Origin of the sequence: Nocardia carnea (assembly GCF_029869215.1) — a bacterium.
Taxonomy (GTDB): Bacteria; Actinomycetota; Actinomycetes; order Mycobacteriales; family Mycobacteriaceae; genus Nocardia; species Nocardia carnea_B.
This window is the reverse complement of the sequence record NZ_JARWPM010000236.1, coordinates 34,711-55,488: the sequence shown is the minus strand read 5'-3', so window position 1 is coordinate 55,488 and position 20,778 is coordinate 34,711. Positions and strand designations below refer to the sequence as shown.

The window sequence follows — 20,778 nt, the reverse complement described above, 5'->3', positions numbered from 1 at the left end:
CGTGGCCGGTTCCTGGAGCCGGCCGTCGCGGTCATCGCACGAAAACGTGCGCGGCCGAAATAGCGCGATCCGCGGTCCTAGAAAGGCCGGGTTTCGATTGCGCTGCTACACAACGAGCTCGCCGGGCAGTGGCTGATGAACTCGAAAGCTCGCGACGACCGCGTTCGCGATACCTCGACCACCTCGGTCACACTCGCGATGTACACCGATGGAGTCAGACATCGGCCGGGTGCACGGCGTCGATACGAAGGGCGTGGCGTCCCAACTCGATTGCGAAACTCCCCATCGGACCGAGCACTGCCCGCCCGACGGCAACACGATGACCGATGTTCTGCCGCGGCCGTTGTGAAGGCGTCTTCGCCTCGGTCCGCTCACCCACGAAGAATGTCACTCGCCACGGATCGAGTACGTCGATGCCCGACGTTTCATCGATCGGCAGTCACGGACCGATTTCGGGGTTCTCGCCCATTGATGAGAGTGTCATTCTACTCTTAGGGAGAGTGTGACTCTCGCCAATTATGGCTCCATCCATCACCAGGAAAGGCTGATGAGCACATGAGCGACCTGGCATCCGCCGACTACTTCTCCGACCCGGCCATAGCGCAGGACCCCTACGAGTACCTGGAACATCTGCGCAGCCGGAACCCGGTATTCCGCGAGCCGCACTACGGAGTCGTGACGGTCACCGGGTACCGGGAGGCCATCGAGGTCTTCCGCAACCAGGACGACTTCTCGGCCGCCGTCTCGGTCAGCGGGCCGTTTCCGCCGCTGCCGTTCCAGCCGGAAGGTGATGATATCGGCGCCCAGATCGAGGCTCACCGGCATCGATTCCGGATCTCCGAGCACATGGTGACCATGGACCCCCCGGATCACACCCGCACCCGGGGGCTACTGAACCGGCTGCTGACACCCAAGAGGCTGAAGGAGAACGAGGAGTTCATGTGGGCCCAGGCCGACCGCCAACTCGACGAATTCCTCGCCGACGGCCGTTGCGAATTCTTGGGCCGGTACGCCAAGCCGTTCGCCACGCTGGTCATCGCCGACCTGCTGGGCGTACCCGATGGTGACCGCGACGAGTTCCGAGCCAGGCTGGCCGGTCAGACGACACCGGGCAGTATCGAGGGGTCGATGTACCAGGATGCACCCGGCACCAATCCGCTGGAGTGGCTCGACGACACATTCAGCGCCTACATCACCGATCGGCGCGCGAATCCACGGAGCGATATTCTCGGCGTTCTGGCCTCCACGATGTACCCCGACGGGTCCGAACCGTCGGTGATCGAACTGGTGCGCCCGGCCACGTTCTTGTTCGCGGCCGGACAGGAAACGGTCACCAAGTTGCTCAGCGCGGCGGTACGGGTACTGGGCGAGAAGCCCGAGTACCAGCAGATCCTCCGCAAGGACCGCAGCCTCATCGGCCCGTTCATCGAGGAATCACTGCGCACCGAGAGCCCGACCAAGGTCGACTTCCGGCTCGCGCGTAGGCGCACCACCCTCGGCGACGTCGACATTCCCGCAGGCACCGTGGTCATGCTGTGCCTCACCGCGGCCAACCGTGACCCGCGCAAGTTCGAGGACCCCGACGAATTCCGGCTCGACCGTCGTAATGCCCGCGAGCACATCGCCTTCGGCCGCGGCATCCACACTTGCGCAGGTGCGCCCCTGGCACGAATCGAGGGGCAGGTCACGCTGAACCGCCTACTCGACCGCGTCACCGATATCGCCATCGACGACACCGCCCACGGCCCCGCGACCGACCGCAACTATTCCTACGAACCCACCTTCCTGCTCCGCGGACTACGAGAACTCAACATCACCTTCAACTCATAGGCAGACGCTCCCACGACAGAAAGAATGGGTGCACTGTCGGCGGCCTGCCGCACCACGCGTTCACGTGGGCATCCGCGGATGCCGACGATGTTGCCGCACAACTGTGGTCATTCCGGCGGGCCGCATTCGGCGGCCCTTCATCGAAAGGTAACGGGACAGCAATGGAGAATGCGCCCCTGTTTTCCAAAGGCCGAGATCTCGACGCTTTGGTAGCCGCGCTGCGACCCTGGCTGGCCGATCGGCTCGGCGTTGCGTCGGTCGACGTCGACCCGCCCGATTACCCTCGCGGCGCGGGCTTTTCGAATGAAACCATCCTGGTCACGGTCCGCGCCGGACAGCGCGTGGACGACCTCGTCGTTCGTATCGCACCGGCGCCGGAACATCAGGTGTTCTTCGAACCGAAGTTCCACATGCAGTACGACGTCCTCATCGCTCTCGCCCGGCATCCGGAAGTGCGAGTGCCGCAGGCATTGTGGTTCGAGGGCGATGCCGCCGTGCTCGGCCGGCCCTTCTACGTCATGCGGCGTATGTACGGTCGCGTACCGGTGAGCATGCCGCCGTACAATTCCTCCGGCTGGCTCGCCGAGGCAACGCCTGCGGAGCGGAGAACACTGTGGGAGAGCGCGATGCGCCAGCTCACCGCAATCCACCGATTACCGATGGAAACCGTGTCGTTCTTCGACCGGCCCGAGCACGGCGCACCCGGTATCGCACAGCACCTTGTGTATTGGACCCGCTACGCCGACTGGGCCTTCGGCAACGAGATTCCCGAAATCGTGCGAACGCTGCTCGATTGGCTGAACGAGCATCGGCCGCCGATGTCCCCGCCAGGGGTGTCCTGGGGCGACGCTCGTATCGGCAATATGATGTTCGACGACGATTTCCGCGTAGTCGGGGTGATGGACTGGGAGCAGGCGTCGCTGGCCGGACCCGTAGCCGACCTCGCCTGGTGGCTACTGTTCGACGAATCACTGTCGGCCGGCCAGGGTGTGCCCCGGCTCGCCGGACTCGGCACCCGCGCGGAGACGATCGCACTGTGGCAGGAGCACACCGGCCACTCGATCGACCACCTGCATTGGCACGAGGTATTCGCGCGGGTGAAGGCCGGCCTGCTGAGCCTGCGCAGCCGACGCACCATGCAACTGCCCGCCGACTCGGGCGGCGCTCGCCACTTCGGCTATCTGCGTCAGGCGTGTGAACTCGCGGAAATCACAGCCGCACAAGATGTTCGATGAGCGCGAAGAATAGCCGCATCCGCTGACGAGGCAGTAGTACCCCGATCCACCGGCACTCCCCACGCTGGGTGGACGGCATCCGAGTGTCGTCGCAACGGGTACCGCGGTCCACTCCCCCCGTTCGTAGCTGATCTCGACCACATGGGGCAATCACGAGTGAGAAACCATCACTACACTGCCCGCGGTCGACGCCGTATTCAACGTCCAGGCGGCACGGCGCGGCATAGGGCCGACGTCGGACTGCCGTGCGCGCCGGCTGGGCAACGGGAGACAGCACGGGCATGAAACGGGTCGGCCGAGTGTGAACCCGCCACAGTACTACCGTCGTCCTAACAGCCCGACGCGAGAGGACACTGCCGTGCCCACACAGAACCATCCTGCCGGTGAGTCCACCGACGACGCCGCGGCCACCGCGTCCTGGGCGGATCGGGCCGCGGAACGCTCCCGCTCGGTGCAGCGGTCGCGGGCCCGCAGCCGGGAGCAGGCCCGATCGATAGTCGCGGCGGCACGGCGACTGTTACAGACCGAAGGGGCAACACTCACCACGCAGGAGTTGTCCAAGGAAGCAGGTATTGCCCTGCAGACCTTCTACCGGCACTTCTCCGGCAAGGACCAGTTACTGCTGGCCGTGTTCGAGGATGTCGTCGGCCAACGGGCAACCGAGGTAGCGGCCGCCGCACGCGAGCTACCCGATCCGGTGGCACGGCTGCGCTTCTACCTCTTGGAGATACTGCGTTCGCTGCGGGGCGAGGGCGGCGGTCTGGTCGGGTCGCGATTCATCACTGCCGAGCACTGGCGGCTGTACCAACTCTTTCCGATGGAAATAGCGCAGGCCAACCGGCCCTTTGTCGACCTTGTCGAGCAGGAGTTGCGGGCCGCCGCGGAAGCCGGTCTGCTGCGTCCCGCCGATCCGGCGACCGATGCCTGGCTGGCGCTGCAACTGGTCACAGCCGTATTCCACCATTACGCGTTCGCTCCCGCACCCGCCGATATCGACGATATCGCCGAGCAGGTGTGGGCATTCTGCCTGACCGCTTTCGGCGGTCCAGTCCCCGAAAAGTAAGCGGGTGTATCGGCCCGGCGGCTCACGACTTCCGGAGCGGCGACACAGGTGGGTGAGGCGCCGCGGAGGACAGCACCCCACCCACCGTGTCCCTCCTACACAGAGGAGTGCGCACCGCCGGTGGCCGGCTTGCGACCGTGCCGCATGAGGACCGCGATGATCAGCGCGATCACGGTGGTCCCGAGGACAACCCAGAAGCTCTGGGTATAGCCGCTGTCGGCGAACACCTGCGGTACCACCTGCGTCGACGACTCCCCCGCGACCTCGATATGTGCGACAACCGGATTGTGGTTCAGCAGCGCGGTGGTGATCGCCATGGCTACCCCGCTACCGAGGGCCAGCGTCACTCCGAGCATGCCGGAGCTGATGCCCTGCTGCTCGGGCGGGACGGCCTCCACGACAAGATTGGGCAGGGCCGCCCAGAGAAACCCGAAGGCAACGCCCGCAATCACATACAGAACGAGGTATGTCACCCAACTGTAGTCCGCGACGACAAATCCGATACCGGAGACCGCCAGCAGGGTGAGGGCGATGATCGCCGGGATGCGGGCACCGACCCGCCGCGTCAGCACCCCGGCGAACGGACCGACGATCATGCCGATCAGGCTGGCCCAGATGCCGATATGCAAGGCATACTCCAGCAGGCCGAACCCGTCCCCGTAGCTGTAGCCCGGATCGAAGGTGACCTCGACCGCTGTGGGCGGCAGATCCGTACCGTTCGCCTGCGCACGATCGATGACACCGTCGACCATGCCCTGCCGCAGTCCTTCTTCATTCGGCGACTGGGTCATGTACCCGAGCGCCATCGGCTGAACAGCCGTGATGCCGATGCTGAATACCGCCATCAACAAGACGAGACCCAGCTTCGGGTCGAGCAGCAGTTTCATATCGATGATCGGTCTCCGGACACGTGTCTCGACGATGAAAAACAACATCAGCAAGGCCAGGCCCGTTATCAGCCACGCCAAACCGCTCGGGCTGGTCCAGCCCCAATGCTGACCGTTGTTCAGGTAGAGCAGGGTGAGTACCGCGCCGGCCGCCAGCAGCACCACACCGTAGGGATCGACTCGGTCGGGCACCCGTACCGGAGATTCCGGAACCACTACCAGCAGCAGCGGCGTCAGGACGAGCACGAAGACCGCCATGAACCAGAACAACGCCCGCCAGCCGAAGCTGTCGACGAAGACTCCACCCACCAGCGGACCCACGACACCGGTGAAACCGACACCGGTGCCGATCAGGGCGAGACCGATCGGCACATATTTGCGCGGCAGCAGGTCACGGACCAATCCGAAGGCAATGACCTGGGTGGCGAGCGCGAACGCCGACAGTCCGCGCCCGATCAGGAATACGGTCCAGTTGCTGGTGAGCGCACAGATCACACTGCCGAGCAGGAACATCATCCCGCACACCAGCATGATCTTCTTCTTGCCCCAGATATCGCTGGCCTTGCCCAGCAACGGGTTCGCGGCCACACCCACCAGTCCGAGGATGATCAGCGCCCAGGTGATATTCCCGCCGACGTCGTCGAACGTGGCGGTCATCGGTTGCAGTGCCGCGACCACCATCGTGTACTGCAGCGGACCGACCTCGGTGTACAGGATGATCACGGCCAGGACGGCACCGATGCGTAGCCGGGACGCGCCGTCCATGCGGCCGGCGTCGGGTCTACCTGTGTCGTCGCGTGCCGGGTCGGATTCGATGGTTGACATGGGAACTCTCCAATAGCCCGATATGGGTGCCCGGCGGATCCGTCGCATCGCTGCACGACGCCGAGCCACCGGGTCAGGACGGGCCACACGCCATAGCGAGAGTCCCGCTCTAGCTAATAGTAGAGTGGGATTCTCGTTTCAGGATAGGTTATTACCAGGTTCGTCGAGCGATACTTTCGGCAGGTGTGCGCGGCCCCTGCCGACGGCCACGGCCGGGACGCATGCCGGGGTCGTAACGATCGGTGAGCGGGAAGACAGTGTTTACCCACGCCGCCCGACACCACTTCTCGGCGAGTTCACCGAAGAGTTCCGGATATTCGGTCGCCGGATTGTGGATCCGCACAGGCCCAGTAGCTTGGGTAGTGAAGCAGGTCTGCGGTCCGCCGAGTTCGAGCGTGGCGCCGGGGTTGGTTCAGAGTCCGGACTGTTGAACGGGAGTCATTCCCCGGTGCGGGGAGAAGTGTAGGTCCGACCGTCGATAACCGTGATCAACTCGCCGGTAAGGGTGGCGCGCTCACCGGATTTGCTCGGCGGTGTCACCACGAAACCATCCCGCCCGGTGGACCTCGATCCGCTGTGCGTTCCGCTGAGCGTCACGTCGGAATGCCAGGTGTAGGGCGCCGAGGTAGCCGACTCCGTACCGTTTACGACGTTGTCTCCGTCGATCGAGTAGTCGTCGTAGTCGACAACGATTCGTGAAATCGCGGTGCCTTCGGCATTTTCGGTGACCACCACCGTGGCTTTGCCGGATACGTCGCCATCGAGCGTATAGGTGCCCGCAGGTAGGTGCGGGCGGGTGGGTAGCGGCTGCCCGGGTTCCGCCCGGGTTGCCCAGGGGAGGTCCATATCGAACGGCTCGACCGGCGGGGGTTCGTGTGGTTGTCGATCGGTCAGTTCGGCGATCATGAGCCGGGTTGCGCGGCCGCCGGGTTCGGCGGACGTCGGACAGCTGGGTGCGGTGGATTGGCCCGGGCCGCATGCCGGCGGCACTGCCATGGCCTGCCAGTAGACGATAGCCGTTCCATCCGGAGACCAGGCCGGATCAGCGCGACCGTTCCACAGCGGGTCGCACACGCTGCCGCTCCCCGGTGTCGGATCGTCGCACGCGTTGAGCTGTCGAGTGTTGCCCGGGTCATCGATTCGTGCGATATACGGCTGAAAGAAGCGGCGGTGGCCGTTGTTGTAGAAGAACTGGACTGCTCCGGTGTTCACCAGATCGACGATCGGCGGTACACCCGGTAGTGCACCGGCAAAGTGCAGGCGATCACTGACACGGCCGTCCATGTACACGATCCAGTCGTCGTCGGGCGAGGTCTTCGACGGGTCGGTGTAGGCGGGATCCAAGGAAACTCGTCGAGAACCAGCGGTTTTCAGGTCGGTGACGAACAGGTCGAAGTTCCACGAGTCATAGGTTCCGATACCCAGCGCCGACTTCCCGTCGTGGGTGAAGCCGCGGAACTCTCCGATCATCGCCGTGGGCTCGTTCCTGCGCAGCCGGGTGGGTTCCCCGGGGACCGGCTCGATCAATCCCTGGGACTCGGACGCGTTCGGGAGGAGATAGGTGACCTCGGTCAGTTCGTAGCGTGCGGCCGCTCGGTTGAAGGTGAGCCCGCTCACCACCGCGAACTGGTCGACGAAAACCCCGTTGATCAGACTCGGTTCACTGAACCCCAGATGCCTGTCGTCCGGATGCAGCCGGAGTTCACGCATGATCGATCCCGGCCGGTGCGGCGCGATGGGGTAGATCGTGGCCTTGTCCGGCGTACACGTATCCACCAAGCGGTGCGTCCCGCAGTCGAAGACGTTGGTACCGATGAGCATGCGCGTTCCGTCACGGAACGCCTGTGGATGGTCGACGAGGATCTCACCGGCGCCGGAAGATCCGGGCTGCTGCCGGTTGGCGCGGGCGGCATCGGTGACGCCGCACGTGAGGCATCGCCACGCTTCGCCGTTGGCGAACGTGGTCCCATCAGTCTTGATCACGATGACCTGGTCCCCGCTGAAGACGTGGCGAGGGTCCGGAGCGGCGGGCGCACCGGAATAGCGAATCGGCAGCAAGACATGCTCGGCATCCCAGGTGTAGCTGGGCCCTTCCGCGATACCGCGGTCTCCGCCATCGATGCAGCCGGTGGGATGCGCACACGAACCGGCTCGGTCCGACGGGGCGGTGGGTGGCAGCGGCAATTCGCGGATCGAGACCGGTTCACCAACCGACGCCTGCCCAGTCGGTGCGGGATCGGTTGTACCGGCAGAGCAGCCGACCAGCAGGGCTACCGTCAGCAGCAACGCACCGATGCCGGCGCCGGCTGTACGCGTCGATCGCATGCCGATGTCCTCCAAAGCCAAATGCATCCCCATAGATACATCTCTAGTGATAGATTAACAGCCGTGGACCGGCAACGATTGCACCGCCTGGGGCGACGATTGGTCGAGCTTTCCCGGCAGGTGCAACTCGAACCAGAGGACGTACGACCGAGTCCCGCAGAGGGATTGATCATCAGTGACGTGATGTTTTACCCGAACAGCACGGTCGGCGATGTTGTTGCCCGCACCGGTTATGCACAGAGCTATGTGTCCAAATGCATCGCGAGCCTGGTCGAGCGGGGTCTGCTCGTGACAAGTACCGATGAATCGGACCGCAGGCGTACGGTCATCGGCCCATCCCCGATGTTGCAGAGCGCCACTCCGCGCCGCATGCCTTCCTTGGCCGGCATTCTCGCCGACGATCTGGGCAGTGACGAAGCGGCACGTCGGACACTGATGCTCCTGGACGATCTTTTCGACGCACTTCTGGACCGGACGCCAGGCGAGAATTCAGGCAATGCGGGCAGCGGCGCCGGTGAGCAGGGACACTCGCCATAGCACGCGGGCACCTTCAGGGGGTCGGTTGATGTGCGTTACGGCACCGCAAGGATTGTGGTGCGGTCCAGCGTCGTAAGCGTCAGCAGCCATGTCGCTGGCTTCTCTCCCTTGATCATCGAGATCCGCCGCTGATCAGACACTCGCCAGATTCGGCGCCTCTGCGATGAACCTCCGTTCGACGAGGTCGTCGTCCGATCGGCGGTCCTTGGTGTCGTGCTTCTTGCCGAAACTGCTCCACCATTTGTTGGCCGAGCAGATCCGCCACGCGGTCCGCGTGGCCATCGGCTGGCTCGCGTCAGCGGCCTCGTCGGCGAGGAACCGGTACCCGAATTCGGGGTCGTCGCGGTACGCATCGAAAAAGGCGTTTGCCCGGTATGCCTGCTCGAGTTCGGCGTCGGTGATCGGGTCGACGAGCCATCGGTAGTACGGTTGGCGCGCGATTTCGAGGACCCTGCACGTCACCGCGACGCGGATCCCGTCGGCGGCCAGCTCACGGACGAGCGGGTAGATCATTTTCCCGGCAGGTTCGCCTGCGACAAATACGCCGCAGCCCGGCGAAGCACCTCGTTCTCCTGCTCGAGCAATCGGATCCGTTTCCGCGTTTCGCGTAGTTCGGCGTTCTCGGTCGTAGTGGTTCCGGATTTGATGCCGTCCTCGACATCGGCCTGCTTGGTCCAGTTGGCCAGGCAGGACTCGCTGATCCCGAAGTCGGCGGCGATCTGCTTGAGCTGTTGGCCGGGTTCTCGGTTGCGAGCGACCCGGACAACGTCGTCGCGGAACTCTTTCGGGGTGAACACTGCGCGTTCGTCCACCGGCGCGGTCCCGCCGCCCTGCGGTCTGGGCGTGAACATCGGCGAACTTCGCTAGCTCGATAGCCGCATCGACCTGGCGACCGAGTCACTCAACGCCGTCGTCACCGAATCACGCATCCACCTCACCACCATCCATGGCGTCGGCACCGTGGTAGCCGCGAAGATCCTCGCACACACCAGCGACATCCGCCGGTTCCTATCCGCCGCCGCGTTCGTCTCCTATGGCGGTGTCGCCCCGATCGAAGTGTCCTCCGGAGACGCTCGCCGCCACCGGCTCTCCCGCGCCGGCGACCGTCAGCTCAACTACGCTCTACATGTCATCCCACGGGTGCGGTGACCGGCGTGGTCACCGCCGCCGGCCGGCGGATCACGGCACGTGGCGGCGTCGTCCTGGCGACCGGTGGTTTCGAAGGGGATCCGGAACTCGTGCGCACCCATCTCGGGTTACACGACGTACCAGTATGGGGCAGCACCGCCGCGACCGGCGACGGATTGCGCATGGCCGAGCAAGTGGGCGCAGACCTGTGGCATATGGACAATATGATGACGGTCAACGGAATCGCCCGGCCGGGATCGAGACACGGATTCTTCGCCATGTTCGTGTACTCCCGCGGATATATCTGGGTCGACGAGAACGGCCGCCGGTTCGTCGACGAATGTGTCCCCAGCGGTCACGGTCAAGCCCTGATCGACGGCCGCTACGAGTTGCACCCCAAGCAGCCGATGCATGTCGTCTTCGACGAGCGGACGAGGGCCGCCGGCCCGATCAGCCCGAACGCGGAGGTCATGGCCGTCGGCTGGCACGTGCTGATGGACGGGTACCAGTGGAGTGCGGACAACAGTGCGGAGATCGCCGCCGGGTGGATTCATCGCGCCGATACCCTCGCGGAACTGGCCGGCCGTATCGGCGTGGACCCGACCACCCTGACCGCCACGGTCGAACAGTACAACCGCGCCTGCTCTGCAGGACGGGACGATCTCTTCGGCCGTACCCCGGCGACTCTCACCCCGGTCACCGCGCCCCCGTTCTACGCCTATCAGAGTGCACCCGTCCTGGCGTGGACCAATGGCGGCCCGCGCCGCGACCAGCACGCGCGAGTGTTGTCCCGGTCGGGCGCAGCGATCGACGGTCTCTATGCGGCCGGCACCGTGAGCTCGACCTACAGCTGGGCAAAAGACGGCGGTTTCCATATCGCTGATGCGATCGTGTTCGGCCGGATCGCGGGTGCCCACGCAGCGAACCGGGGCCGCTGAGCGCCGCCAGCAGTATCGTCTCCACGTGCAGGATCGGAACGATGGCCGACTTCGCGGAGACATTGAACGATGGATGGATCCAGCTCGTGTATCGCTTCGGTTGCGGCGCGAGCAGAGGTACGGGGTACATGGCATCACCGGTTGGCCGCCCTGATCTCCATCGGCGACCCACGCGCATGCATCTTCCCGATCCCCGGTCAAATGAAGCGCAAGAGCATGATATCGACGATTTCGTCGTTGTCGGTGCCGCAGGAGCCGCTAACCAGGTATGGATATCAGCGTCTTCGGTCGGCACTTCCTAGTAAAAGCCGCCGCGCCAACCTGCTATGAGCGTTTTACATCACCTGTAATCGGTGGACGAGGCGATGTCGAGTCACCGCCACCGCCCGACCGGCTGCCGGGTAGCAACGCCCAACACCCGCGATCGCAGTCGGGGTCGACCGCACTTTGAGGATGATTGCCCGCCGCAACGCGACTCAAGTGGATTCGCGGTGGACAACGGTGAACCCCGGCGTAACGGGCTGTGGAGCCGTTGTCCTGTACCCGGCGCCGTGCAGCGCAAGCTCGGCGACATAGCGGGCAAGCCCACCCATTTCCATGCGCACGCTCGACAGCGCGGGGACGAACACCTCACCGAACCGGGTGTCGTCGTGTCCGATCACTGCCAGTGGGGCCGGCACGCCGATCCCCGCGCGAAAGGCGGCTCCAGCGACCAACGCGGCGGTGTAGTCGTTGTACGCGATCACCCCGGTGATTCCGTTGTCCCGCCAGTGTTCGACCGCATGGGCAGCCGAACCCTCACCCGCTTTACCGACCTGCCGGGCATCCGGAAGCTGCAGGCCGAGGTCACGCGCCGTTTCCCGTGCGGCAGCGAGACGGGTCGCCGCCAAGTCGGCCAGGCGCGGGTCGTCCGGAAGCGCGTAGGCCAGCCGACGATGCCCTCGCTCGTGCAGGTGCCTGACCTGGTGACCGGCTCCGGCGGCAGCCACCGCCGCCGATGCTTCGAGCGGCGCGGTGACAACCGTACGCACCCCACTCTCGTATGCCGAGCGCACTTCGGCCTCGTCGAGCTCCCCGAGCCCGATTATCACGTCGGGATGCAGCGCCTCCCACAGCGGCCGCGCCCGGTCACCCACCCGGCGCGTGTAGGGCACGAGCGTATATCCGGCTCGCTCGAGGTGGTAGGAGACCTCCTCGAAGAACTCGGACATGCTGGTCTCGACCGGCCAGTCCGGTTGCAGCAGCATCACCAGCCGGGTGCTGCCTCGCCGCAGCGCCTGGGCCGCCGCGTTCGGCCGGTAACCGAGTCGTTCGGCCTCGGCGAGCACACGCCGGCGGGTGGCCTCCGGAATGGTCTGTCCCGGCGTGTTGTTCAAAACGAAACCGACGGTGGCACGCGAAAGACCCAACGACCGGGCCACATCGGCGGCGGTCACACGTTTTTTGGTCGTCGGCATTCCGAATACCTCCCGAAGCACCGGATGGTCACACGATCCAGCCTTCCGGACACTAGCACGTGCAGATAGCATCGCCCCTCGGCGTGGCCTGCTGTTACGTCGGCAAATCAGGCTTCTGCCGATTAACGCGGGTTCTTCGGGCGAGAGTTAGCTGTCGGTCTGCGGGTATCACTGGCTCCCGCCGGCACCGGGACCGAGCGCCGCCACGAGATCGGCCTGCAGTTCCGCCGAGGCACCCGGGACATACTCGAGCAACGTGTTCAGGGAGATCGCCGCGGCTTCGGGAGCCTTGCCATCGATCGGCACGCCCGGGAAGTGCTTACCGAACACTGTTGTCAGGGCGGCCCACACTTGCGAGTCGTCGGCCAGAGTCCGCAGCGGGGTATCCATCGTGTATCCGGGTGCATCGGGGGCCTGTGGCAGGCTGTATTCCCACCGATGTTCGCCCCCGTCCACGGTCACGACCCGGCCCTCGGGATCATGTGGCAGCACCACTGTCGCATCGACTCCGTCCGGGATGGTTACCGCTACGGACATCACACCGTCGGAGATCCGCCAGGCGACCCGGAAGCGCCCGTGGGCGGTGTCGTGGGTCAGGGTCGCATGCGTAAGGTCACCGCCGGGCAGTGGTGCGATTCGCACCGCGCGGTATCCGGGTGCGACGGCTACGAGCCCGCCCACGGTCCGGTGCATCCAGTCGGCGACGGCGCCGTAGGCGTAGTGGTTGAGCGAGGTCATCCCGGAGGGGTTCAGGCTGCCATCAGGGCGGATGGCATCCCACCGCTCCCAGATCGTCGTGGCGCCCATGGTCACCGGATACAGGAACGACGGCAGTTCGGTCTGCAGGAAGGTGCGATACGCGTCCTCTGCCCGTCCGGCCGTGGTCAGGGCCGGTAGTACGTGTGGTGTACCTGCGAAGCCGGTGGAGATCCGGTATCCGTTCCGCGCGGAGATCTCGGCGAGCCGGTGGCCGGCGCGGCCGAGCTGATCCGCGTCGAGGAGTTCGAAAGCGACAGCCAGCGCGTAGGCAGTCGCTGTCTCGCCGACAACCCTCCCGGACGTGGTGACGTACTCGCGCCGGAAAGCGGCCCGGACTCGGGCGGCGAGCTCCTCGAACTCCGTGGCGTCGGCATCGAAGCCGAGAATCCGGGCGGTGCGCGCCATTTGCCCGGCGGCCCTGCAGAAGTATGCCTGCGCGACAAGGTGCCGGTCGGTTTTCGCTTCGGAAGGGCGATCCTCCGGGGCGTCTGGGTCGAGCCAGTCACCGAACTGGAATCCCGAACTCCACAGGTCGTTCGCATCCAAGCGTCCCGCCACGTCGCGCACGTACATCGTCATCGAGGGGTACGCGCGCCGCAGGATCTCTACCTCGCCGTACTCCCAATACAGTGCCCAGGGCACCCCGACTGCGGCGTCACCCCACAGTGCCGTCTGCGGCGAACGAGTATCGAGCACGTCCGGAACCACGAACGGGACCTCCCCCTGATGCGCTTGCTCGGCTGCCAGATCCGCGAGCCACGATCCGAGCACGCCGCGCACGTCGTACAGGAAGGCGGCCACCGGCGCGAAAGCGTGGATATCACCGGTCCAGCCGAGCCGTTCGTCACGTTGCGGGCAGTCGGTGGGGACCCCGACGAAGTTGCCCCGCATCGACCACACCACGTTGGAGTACAAGCGGTTCACTTGCTCGTCGGAGGTCTCCAGCCAGCCGGTCCGGATCATCTCGCTGTGCACAACGACCGCCACCAGCGATTCCGGCCCGAGCTCACCGGGCCATCCGTCGACCTCGACGTAGCGGAAACCGTGAAAAGTGAAGCGTGGTTCCCACGTCTCCATGCCCTCCCCCCGCAGAACGTAGCGGTCGGTGGCCCGCGCGGTCCGCAATGTGGCGGTGTCGATTTCGCCGTCGCGCAGCACCTCGGCGTGCCGGAGTGTGACCGTTGTTCCCGTCGCACCCTCTACGGTGAGCCGTGTCCAACCGGTGACGATCCGGCCGAAGTCGACGATGTAGCGGTCGCCTGGACGGGCTGTCACCGATACCGGCGCGAGCTGCTGGATCCGGCGGATCGGCGGACCGATGGGGTCGACCAGTGTGTCGGTACTCCAGTCGAAGACGGTCACCGGATGCCAGCCACTGGCGTCGAATCCGGGTGTGCTCCAACCGCTCGGTTCGAGCCGGGCATCGTGGGTCTCGCCGTCGTAGAGGCTATGGGCTGTCACCGCACCGGTGGCGGCTGTGAATTCCGGACCGGTAGCGATGATCTCGCGGTGCCCACCGTGGTCGAGTTCCAGTTCGAGGAATAGGGCCGGCCGGTCGGCGTAGTGGTGGTTCCGTCCGTCGTATCCGACCCGGCCGACCGCCCAGCCCTCGCCGACGACCGCACCGACCACATTCTTTCCGGGCTCGATGAGGTCCGTGACGTCATAGGTGCAGACCTGCACACGATGGCGATAGGCGGTCCATCCGGGAGCCAGCACCTCATCGCCCACCCGAGCGCCGTTGAGATGCGGTTCGACCAGACCGATGGCCGTCACACGAAGGATCGCACGCTCCGGCCGGTGCGCGACGTCGAACTCGCGGCGGAAGTACGGCGCGGGCCCTGCCTCGCCAAGATCGAAATCCGGCGTCACGAAGACACCCGGCCGGCCCACTGAGGACGCGGTCGTCATTTGATCACCTCGATGTTGGACATATCTACTCACTTTCGTTTCGGTCCGGATGCCGGGCGGCGATCTCGGACTGCTTCTCGGGCAGTCCTTTTTCCACGTTCAGCAAAGCCAGCAGGGCGAGCATGATGACACCGGTGACGATGCCGAGTCCGAGGAACGCGAAGGTGATCATGTCTTGGACCTCCGGAGACTGCCGACTGATCAGCTCCCCCGTTTCGCCGACATGAGGTGCGGAGTATCCGACACCGGCCAGCAGCCCGTTGAACAGACCGGTGCTGAGCCCGACCACACCGATACTGATGGTGCTGAACACCGACATGGCCACCCCGTCGGGCCGGAAGCCGTTGCGCCATTCGAGGTCGTCGAGAGTGTCCGCGAACAGGGCTAGCAGTACATAGGCCATCGGCAGACTACCCACATTCTTCACGAACTGTCCGACGAGCACGGTCGCCATATCGTGTGGATCGATCAGGCATATCGCGCTGCCCAGGAGCGTGAGGACGACGCCGGCGCTGGTGATGTTGCGTTTGCCCAGTCGTTTTGCCAACGGCCACACCACGAAGATCCCGATCCCCATGGGCAGTCCGCCGATCACGGCCAATAATGCTTGGGTAGATCCGTCGTTGTAGGTGCCGAGCACGAAGTTGCTGTAGTAGACCAGCGCGATGTTCTGCACGCCGAGGGTGAAGGTGTTCAGGAGCACGACCGCAAACAGGACAACGAGATAGCGGCTGCCTACGATCGCCCGCCACTGCCGCGCGTACCCGATCGGCTCCTCGCCGGAGTCCTGTTCCTCACTGATTCGTTCTTTGGTGAAGTAGTACTGCAGCAGGGTGAGTGGAAGTGCAAGGATCGCGAACACGCTCATCACCGCGATCCACCGGCCCTGGTCGATGCCGATCACCGGCAAGATCACCGCCGGGAAAACGAGCGCCACGAAGATGCCCGAAACCGCGATTGTGGAAATCTGGACGAAGACCGAGAGCTTGCCGCGTTGCTCCATGTTCCTCGTCGACAATGGCACCATTAGGCCATGGCTCATGCTGAACAGCGTGTATGCCAGTGCATAGAACAGGTTGTAGGAGACGAAGATCCAGATCACCTGCACGGTTTCTCCGGCTCGGGGGACCGTGAAAAGCAGGATCGCCGTGAGCATCAGCAGCGGTGCACTCAACAGTAGGTACGGACGCGCTTTGCCCTGCGGCGTGCGAGTCCGGTCGATGAAATAACCCATCGCGAGGTTGGTCAGCACATCGACCACTCGTGCGAGCACCGGAAGGACAACGAGGAATGTGCCACCCCAGACGGAGGTCAACCCCAGCACGTCGGTGTAGTAGACGTTGAGATAGGTGGCCAGCACAGCGTTGAGAAGCAGCGCCCCGGCCGGTCCCAGCAGGTAGCCGATCCACGCCTCGGAGCGCCCCACGTCCCGAGACCGCACCCGCGAATCCCACAGCGGGGACTGCAAGAACCCGCCCATCGCACCGGACGGAGCGGGTGGCCGCGTACCCGCCGATCGGGAACTCACGCCGGGCCGCCCCGCAGCAGGGACCACAATCCGCGCACTGTGTGTCCGTTCGCACTGTCGACAAAGAATTGGGCGAGGCGTGGTGACATCGTCCCCTGACTCATTCGTGCCATGTTGCGCAGGGGCAGCCCTGCGGCGGAGTGCATCTGCATTCTGAAATGCACATCGTCGTAGTCGACACGGCGGCCGGCGCGCCGGGCGACTGTGCGCTCCACCCCACGGAACAGGATGCGGCATGCAAGACTGGCGTCCTTCAGGTCGAAGAGCGAGCTGCCGAGGTCGAAGGCCCCTCTGCGAGGGGAGGAGACCGGCGGAAACGGCTCGTGCACCGTGAGGAAGTCCGTGAGTGTCGGTGCTCCGGCCGGACGTTGATACCACTCGGCCGCTGTCGACGGCCGCGGCTCCACGCCCGATACTTGCACCACCTCGGTGAGCCGGATATCCCGCGAACTGGCCGCGACGCGCAATTCGTACTCGCCCCGCTCCACAACCCAGTCCTGGCCGGTCGGGTCGAAGTGCGCGAATGCGCGCCGGTCCAGGTGCAGGGAAACTTCCCGGGCCGAACCGGCCGCTACCGCAACCTTGGCGAATGCCCGTAGTTCCTGTGCCGGCCGGTGGACACCGCCGGTACGCGGCGACACGTAGAGCTGGACCACTTCGGCCCCCTCTCGGTCACCGGTGTTGGTCACAGTGAATACGACATCTACGCGGTGGTCGCTGTGGGTCGTCACCCTCAGCCCGGAATACTCGAATGCCGTGTAGGACAGCCCGAACCCGAAGGGATACCGAACCGGTACCTTCGCACTGTCGAAGTACCGATATCCGCAGTACATGCTCTCCAGGTACGGCGACTGCTCAGGGCGCACGCCGAAGTATCCGCTGCTGACGACATCGCGGTAGCGGAGTGGATAGCTCTCCGCGAGCTTGCCGGACGGATTCACCGTGCCGAAGAGCAGATCCGCCGCGCCCGCCGCGCCCGCCTGGCCCGCGAGCTGCATATGCAATATTGCCGCGGCGCTCGCTTCCCACGGCATCTCGACGGGACTGCCTCCCATGAGAACTACGACAACGCGGTCCGAAAGATGAGCCAACGCGTCCAGCAGGGCGCGCTGGCCGGCCGGAATACGCATATGTTCGCGATCGAAACCCTCGCTCTCGGAGATCTCGGTGAGTCCGGCGCAGACGATGACGACTTCCGCGGACTCCGCCAGCTGCACGGCCTCGGCCAGCAACGCCGCGTCGTGTTCCTCCGACAACGCCCGGTAGCCTGCCGCGTATACGACTTCGGCGTGTTCGGCGATACTCTCGCGCATCCGGGTTACCCGAGTCGGCGTGACTCGGGAGGAGCCGGCGCCCTGATACCGGGGTTGCTCGGCAAGTTCGCCCAGCAGTGCCACCCGGATGCCCGGAGCCAGTGGAAGCCGATGATTCTCGTTCTTCAGCAGCACGCCGCACTCGGTGGCTGCCCGGCGAGCCAGAGCGTGGTGCCGTTCGTAGAGGTCGCCGGGTGCGGAACGGCTGCGGCCCACGGTGCGGACCGCAAGCTGGCGCATCCGCTCCACCGACTCGTCGATAAGCTGTTCGTTCAACCGTCCCGCGGTAACCGCATCATGCACTTCGGCATCGGAAACGCCACCGATACCGGGCATCTCCAGGTCGACACCCGCTGCATAGGCGGCCACCCGGTCGTTCATCGCACCCCAATCGGTGACGACCGCCCCGCGAAACCCCCACCGACAACGCAGGATCTCGGTGATGAGCCGCTCATTTTCGCTGCAGTACACGCCTTCCACCCGGTTGTAGGCGCTCATGACCGTAGTGGGCTCGGCCTCTTTCACAGCGATCTCGAAGGCAGGCAAGTAGTACTCGTGCAGTGCACGGTCGTCCACCCGCACGTCGGTCGTCATACGGCCGGTTTCCTGATTGTTCAAGGCGAAATGTTTGAGGGAAGTGCCGGGGCCGGACGACTGCACCCCGCGGATCCACGAGGCCGCCAGCTTGCCCGCTAGTAAAGGATCTTCGCTGAAGTATTCGAAGTTGCGGCCACACAACGGGTTTCGCTTCATGTTTACACCGGGGCCGAGCACGACATCGACATTCTGGTCGACCGCCTCGGCACCGATCGCGGCGCCCACTGCGGCAAGCAGATCGACATCCCACGAGGAGCCGAGAGCACCTGCGGTCGGAAAACATGTCGCCGGCCGGCTCGGCCCGATACCCAGATGATCCTCCTGCTCCCCCTGGGCTCGCAATCCGTGGGGACCATCGGCGAGCATCAGCGAACGGACCCCCGGCACCGAGCGGGTCCGCCAAAACGATGCTCCGGAGCCCACCGCGATCTTCTGCGCGAGGGTCAGGGCTGGCGCGGTGGCCGCCTCTTCGGTCTTGTCCATGAAGGTTCGAATCCTCTCGACTAGCTCGTGCTAGTCACCGTAGCAAACCCCCGCGGCCCGACAGGGCTTTCCACCCGACGGCACAAACATCCTGCAGCAGTAGCCCCGAATGATTCGACATCGCCCGTAACGCTCGAACCGAGCGCACGAGCCACGGGGACCGTGGCGAACACCCACCACGAATTCGAGAGGCCGCAGCCCGCGTCGGCGGAAAGTCCCGCCGCAGCGCCCCGGCGGAAGTACACCCACGAGCGAAGGCCGCGACTAGCACGTGACAGCGTCCGCATTGTGCGATACGGTACTGCCTCGTGCTAGTGACGCACATCTCACTGCTGCCAGGCAGTGATGCGTACCACTTCGATGAGGAAGTTCGATGAGAATTTGCCGTTCGACTTTCACCGCCGCACTGGCGGCCACGGCCGTTGTGGTGGGCATGTCCACCGCATCCGCCGACCCGAATCCCACCCCGCCGGCGGCGGTGGCCTACCAGGCCGCTCTGGTCGACAAATCGGTGGTCACCACCCTCGACCAGGGCACCTTCTCTCTGCAGCACGCCGACGCCTCCGTCGCGGTCCGCAACACCGCCGGTGAGGTCGTGGATACCCTCCCACTGGCCTACTCACTGGACGGACAACGGCTTGCGCTCCGGCAAGAGATCTCCGACGACGGCCGTACGCTGACGATTACGCCCGACACCAGCGGACTGAACCGGGCAGCGCTGCGTCCCGTGGCCTCACCGCTCGAGAACCAGCTGGCGATGAATGACCTCATCAATGCCGTCAGTATCAGCACATCCCTCGGCACGCTGGTCGGCACCGCGATCGGCGCGATCGCGGGAATCGGAGTAGGCATAGTGCTTTCCGGCGCCGCGTGTGTGGCCCTTAGCCTCGGTTGTATCGTCGCAGTGCTGCCCATCATGAGCCTCACCGCTGGGGTCGGCGGAATCGCCGGGCTGATCATCGCCGGCGGCCCCACCGCCGCCGCGGCCGCGTTCGAATACGTCACCACGCTCAACGCTCCGCCCGGAACGAGCAAATATGCCGAGCAGACACAGGGCAAGCCAGGGGGCCCTCCGGCACCGGGAACACCGCAGTGATGGCCACCGGACGCGGCCGACCGGTCCGGCGCACGGCGGTAGCCGCTCTGACGGCGATCGGCGCGCTCACCGTCACGGCGCTTCCCGCACAGTCCCAGCCCCCGTTGCCACCAGAGTTTCGCACCACAGTCGCCGGTAGTTCGGTAGTTACCCAGCTCAATGGGGCGACCTTCGCCGCCGGCCCCGACGGCCGCACCGTGCAGATTCTCGGCGCGCGGGGAGAGATGCTCACGGAACTGCCCTTGACGTTCCACGTGAACAACCAACAGTTCCGGAGCGGGCAGCAGATCTCCGCGGACCAGCGCACGCTGACCCTGAGCCCGGATGTCACGGGGGTGCACCGAGCCGGGTTAGCGCCGGTGGCCTCCCCGATGGAAGATCAGCTGGCGCTCAACCAACTATCCGGTGACCTGGGTCGCAATCTCGGCGTCGGCGGGTTCGCGGGCACTGTGATAGGGGCCGGAATCGGGGCAGTAATCGGGTTGGGTTCGTGCCTGCTCGTGGGGCCCGCCTGCCTGGCCACTGCGCCTGCCACCATCGGCGCCTTCGCCGGAGCAGGTGGCGTCGCGGGCCTGCTGATCGGCGGCGGGGCGGCACTGGCCGACGCCGGCTGGAAATACCTGCTCACCATTCAGGCCCCTCCAGGACAAAGTCCGTACGCCGGTCAGGACGGACTACTCGACGAGAACGGCACCGGGGTGCCCGATGCCAACCTGCGGCTGCCCTCGGGATCGGCCGACGGGTTCAAGAGTGGTTCCTCCGCCGGCTCCGGCGGTTGACCTGCTGGTCTCCGCCGGGTGGCAACTGCCCGGCGGAGACCGGAATTCGAATCCCGGCTCCCCCAGCGCCATCACATCGCGTACCGG

The 20,778-nt window shown here is 65.2% G+C and carries 17 protein-coding genes; 9 read left to right on the top strand and 8 right to left on the bottom strand.

Going from position 1 to position 20,778, the window contains the following annotated elements; translation table 11 throughout:
• The first annotated feature begins 208 nt into the window (after positions 1-208).
• The 4 genes from QH276_RS16370 to QH276_RS16355 all read left to right on the top strand — a co-directional run bounded on the left by QH276_RS16370 (position 209) and on the right by QH276_RS16355 (position 4,128).
• Positions 209-349 (top strand): hypothetical protein, encoded by a 141-nt coding sequence (locus QH276_RS16370; RefSeq protein ID WP_280399789.1) that lies wholly within the window; start codon positions 209-211, stop codon positions 347-349.
• Positions 350-555: 206 nt separating this feature from the next.
• Positions 556-1,830 (top strand): cytochrome P450, encoded by a 1,275-nt coding sequence (locus tag QH276_RS16365; protein ID WP_280399788.1) that lies wholly within the window; start codon positions 556-558, stop codon positions 1,828-1,830.
• Between the two features lie 161 nt (positions 1,831-1,991).
• Positions 1,992-3,065 (top strand): phosphotransferase family protein, encoded by a 1,074-nt coding sequence (locus tag QH276_RS16360; RefSeq protein ID WP_280399787.1) that lies wholly within the window; start codon positions 1,992-1,994, stop codon positions 3,063-3,065.
• 358 nt (positions 3,066-3,423) lie between these two features.
• Positions 3,424-4,128, top strand: coding sequence for a TetR/AcrR family transcriptional regulator (locus QH276_RS16355; protein WP_432278661.1), 705 nt, complete (start codon positions 3,424-3,426; stop codon positions 4,126-4,128).
• A gap of 95 nt (positions 4,129-4,223) precedes the next feature.
• On the opposite strand, the gene QH276_RS16350 is transcribed toward QH276_RS16355, so the two are convergent.
• Together QH276_RS16350 and QH276_RS16345 are read right to left on the bottom strand one after the other, a co-directional pair.
• Entirely contained in the window at positions 4,224-5,840 is a 1,617-nt protein-coding gene (locus tag QH276_RS16350; RefSeq protein WP_280399786.1) for an MFS transporter, read from the bottom strand.
• A gap of 438 nt (positions 5,841-6,278) precedes the next feature.
• The gene (locus tag QH276_RS16345; protein ID WP_280399785.1) at positions 6,279-8,165 is read right to left on the bottom strand and encodes a hypothetical protein; all 1,887 of its coding nucleotides are present in this window, start codon (positions 8,163-8,165) and stop codon (positions 6,279-6,281) included.
• Positions 8,166-8,228: 63 nt separating this feature from the next.
• Between QH276_RS16345 and QH276_RS16340 the strand changes: the two genes are divergently transcribed.
• On the top strand, positions 8,229-8,702 hold the full coding sequence (locus QH276_RS16340; RefSeq protein WP_280399784.1) for a helix-turn-helix domain-containing protein: 474 nt from the start codon (positions 8,229-8,231) through the stop codon (positions 8,700-8,702).
• 132 nt (positions 8,703-8,834) lie between these two features.
• Here QH276_RS16340 and QH276_RS16335 read toward each other — a convergent pair whose 3' ends face one another.
• Together QH276_RS16335 and QH276_RS16330 are read right to left on the bottom strand one after the other, a co-directional pair.
• Entirely contained in the window at positions 8,835-9,215 is a 381-nt protein-coding gene (locus QH276_RS16335) for a hypothetical protein (RefSeq protein WP_280399783.1), read from the bottom strand.
• Positions 9,212-9,553 carry a transposase gene (locus QH276_RS16330; protein WP_280399782.1) on the bottom strand — a complete coding sequence of 114 codons (342 nt, stop codon included), beginning with the start codon at positions 9,551-9,553 and terminating at the stop codon, positions 9,212-9,214. The genes QH276_RS16335 and QH276_RS16330 overlap by 4 nt, the downstream gene beginning before the upstream one ends.
• Before the next feature lie 28 nt (positions 9,554-9,581).
• Here QH276_RS16330 and QH276_RS16325 point away from each other — a divergent pair, with 28 nt between their 5' ends.
• The gene (locus QH276_RS16325; protein WP_432278663.1) at positions 9,582-9,851 is read left to right on the top strand and encodes an IS110 family transposase; all 270 of its coding nucleotides are present in this window, start codon (positions 9,582-9,584) and stop codon (positions 9,849-9,851) included.
• Positions 9,848-10,768, top strand: coding sequence for an FAD-binding protein (locus tag QH276_RS16320; RefSeq protein WP_280399781.1), 921 nt, complete (start codon positions 9,848-9,850; stop codon positions 10,766-10,768). The genes QH276_RS16325 and QH276_RS16320 overlap by 4 nt, the downstream gene beginning before the upstream one ends.
• A 476-nt stretch (positions 10,769-11,244) precedes the next feature.
• Here QH276_RS16320 and QH276_RS16315 read toward each other — a convergent pair whose 3' ends face one another.
• From QH276_RS16315 to QH276_RS16300, 4 genes are all read right to left on the bottom strand, one after another.
• Positions 11,245-12,225: a LacI family DNA-binding transcriptional regulator gene (locus tag QH276_RS16315; protein WP_280399780.1), complete on the bottom strand. Its 981-nt coding sequence runs from the start codon at positions 12,223-12,225 to the stop codon at positions 11,245-11,247.
• 168 nt (positions 12,226-12,393) lie between these two features.
• Positions 12,394-14,895, bottom strand: coding sequence for an alpha-L-rhamnosidase (locus QH276_RS16310; RefSeq protein WP_280399779.1), 2,502 nt, complete (start codon positions 14,893-14,895; stop codon positions 12,394-12,396).
• Between the two features lie 25 nt (positions 14,896-14,920).
• Positions 14,921-16,336 carry an MFS transporter gene (locus tag QH276_RS16305; protein WP_280399778.1) on the bottom strand — a complete coding sequence of 472 codons (1,416 nt, stop codon included), beginning with the start codon at positions 16,334-16,336 and terminating at the stop codon, positions 14,921-14,923.
• An 83-nt stretch (positions 16,337-16,419) separates the two neighbouring features.
• Positions 16,420-18,816, bottom strand: coding sequence for a glycoside hydrolase family 3 C-terminal domain-containing protein (locus tag QH276_RS16300; protein WP_280399777.1), 2,397 nt, complete (start codon positions 18,814-18,816; stop codon positions 16,420-16,422).
• Between the two features lie 373 nt (positions 18,817-19,189).
• Here QH276_RS16300 and QH276_RS16295 point away from each other — a divergent pair, with 373 nt between their 5' ends.
• Positions 19,190-19,912: a hypothetical protein gene (locus tag QH276_RS16295; protein WP_280399776.1), complete on the top strand. Its 723-nt coding sequence runs from the start codon at positions 19,190-19,192 to the stop codon at positions 19,910-19,912.
• Complete coding sequence (locus QH276_RS16290) at positions 19,912-20,691, top strand: hypothetical protein (protein WP_280399775.1); 780 nt, start codon at positions 19,912-19,914, stop codon at positions 20,689-20,691. Before QH276_RS16295 ends, QH276_RS16290 begins: the two co-directional genes overlap by 1 nt.
• Positions 20,692-20,778 lie beyond the last annotated feature (87 nt).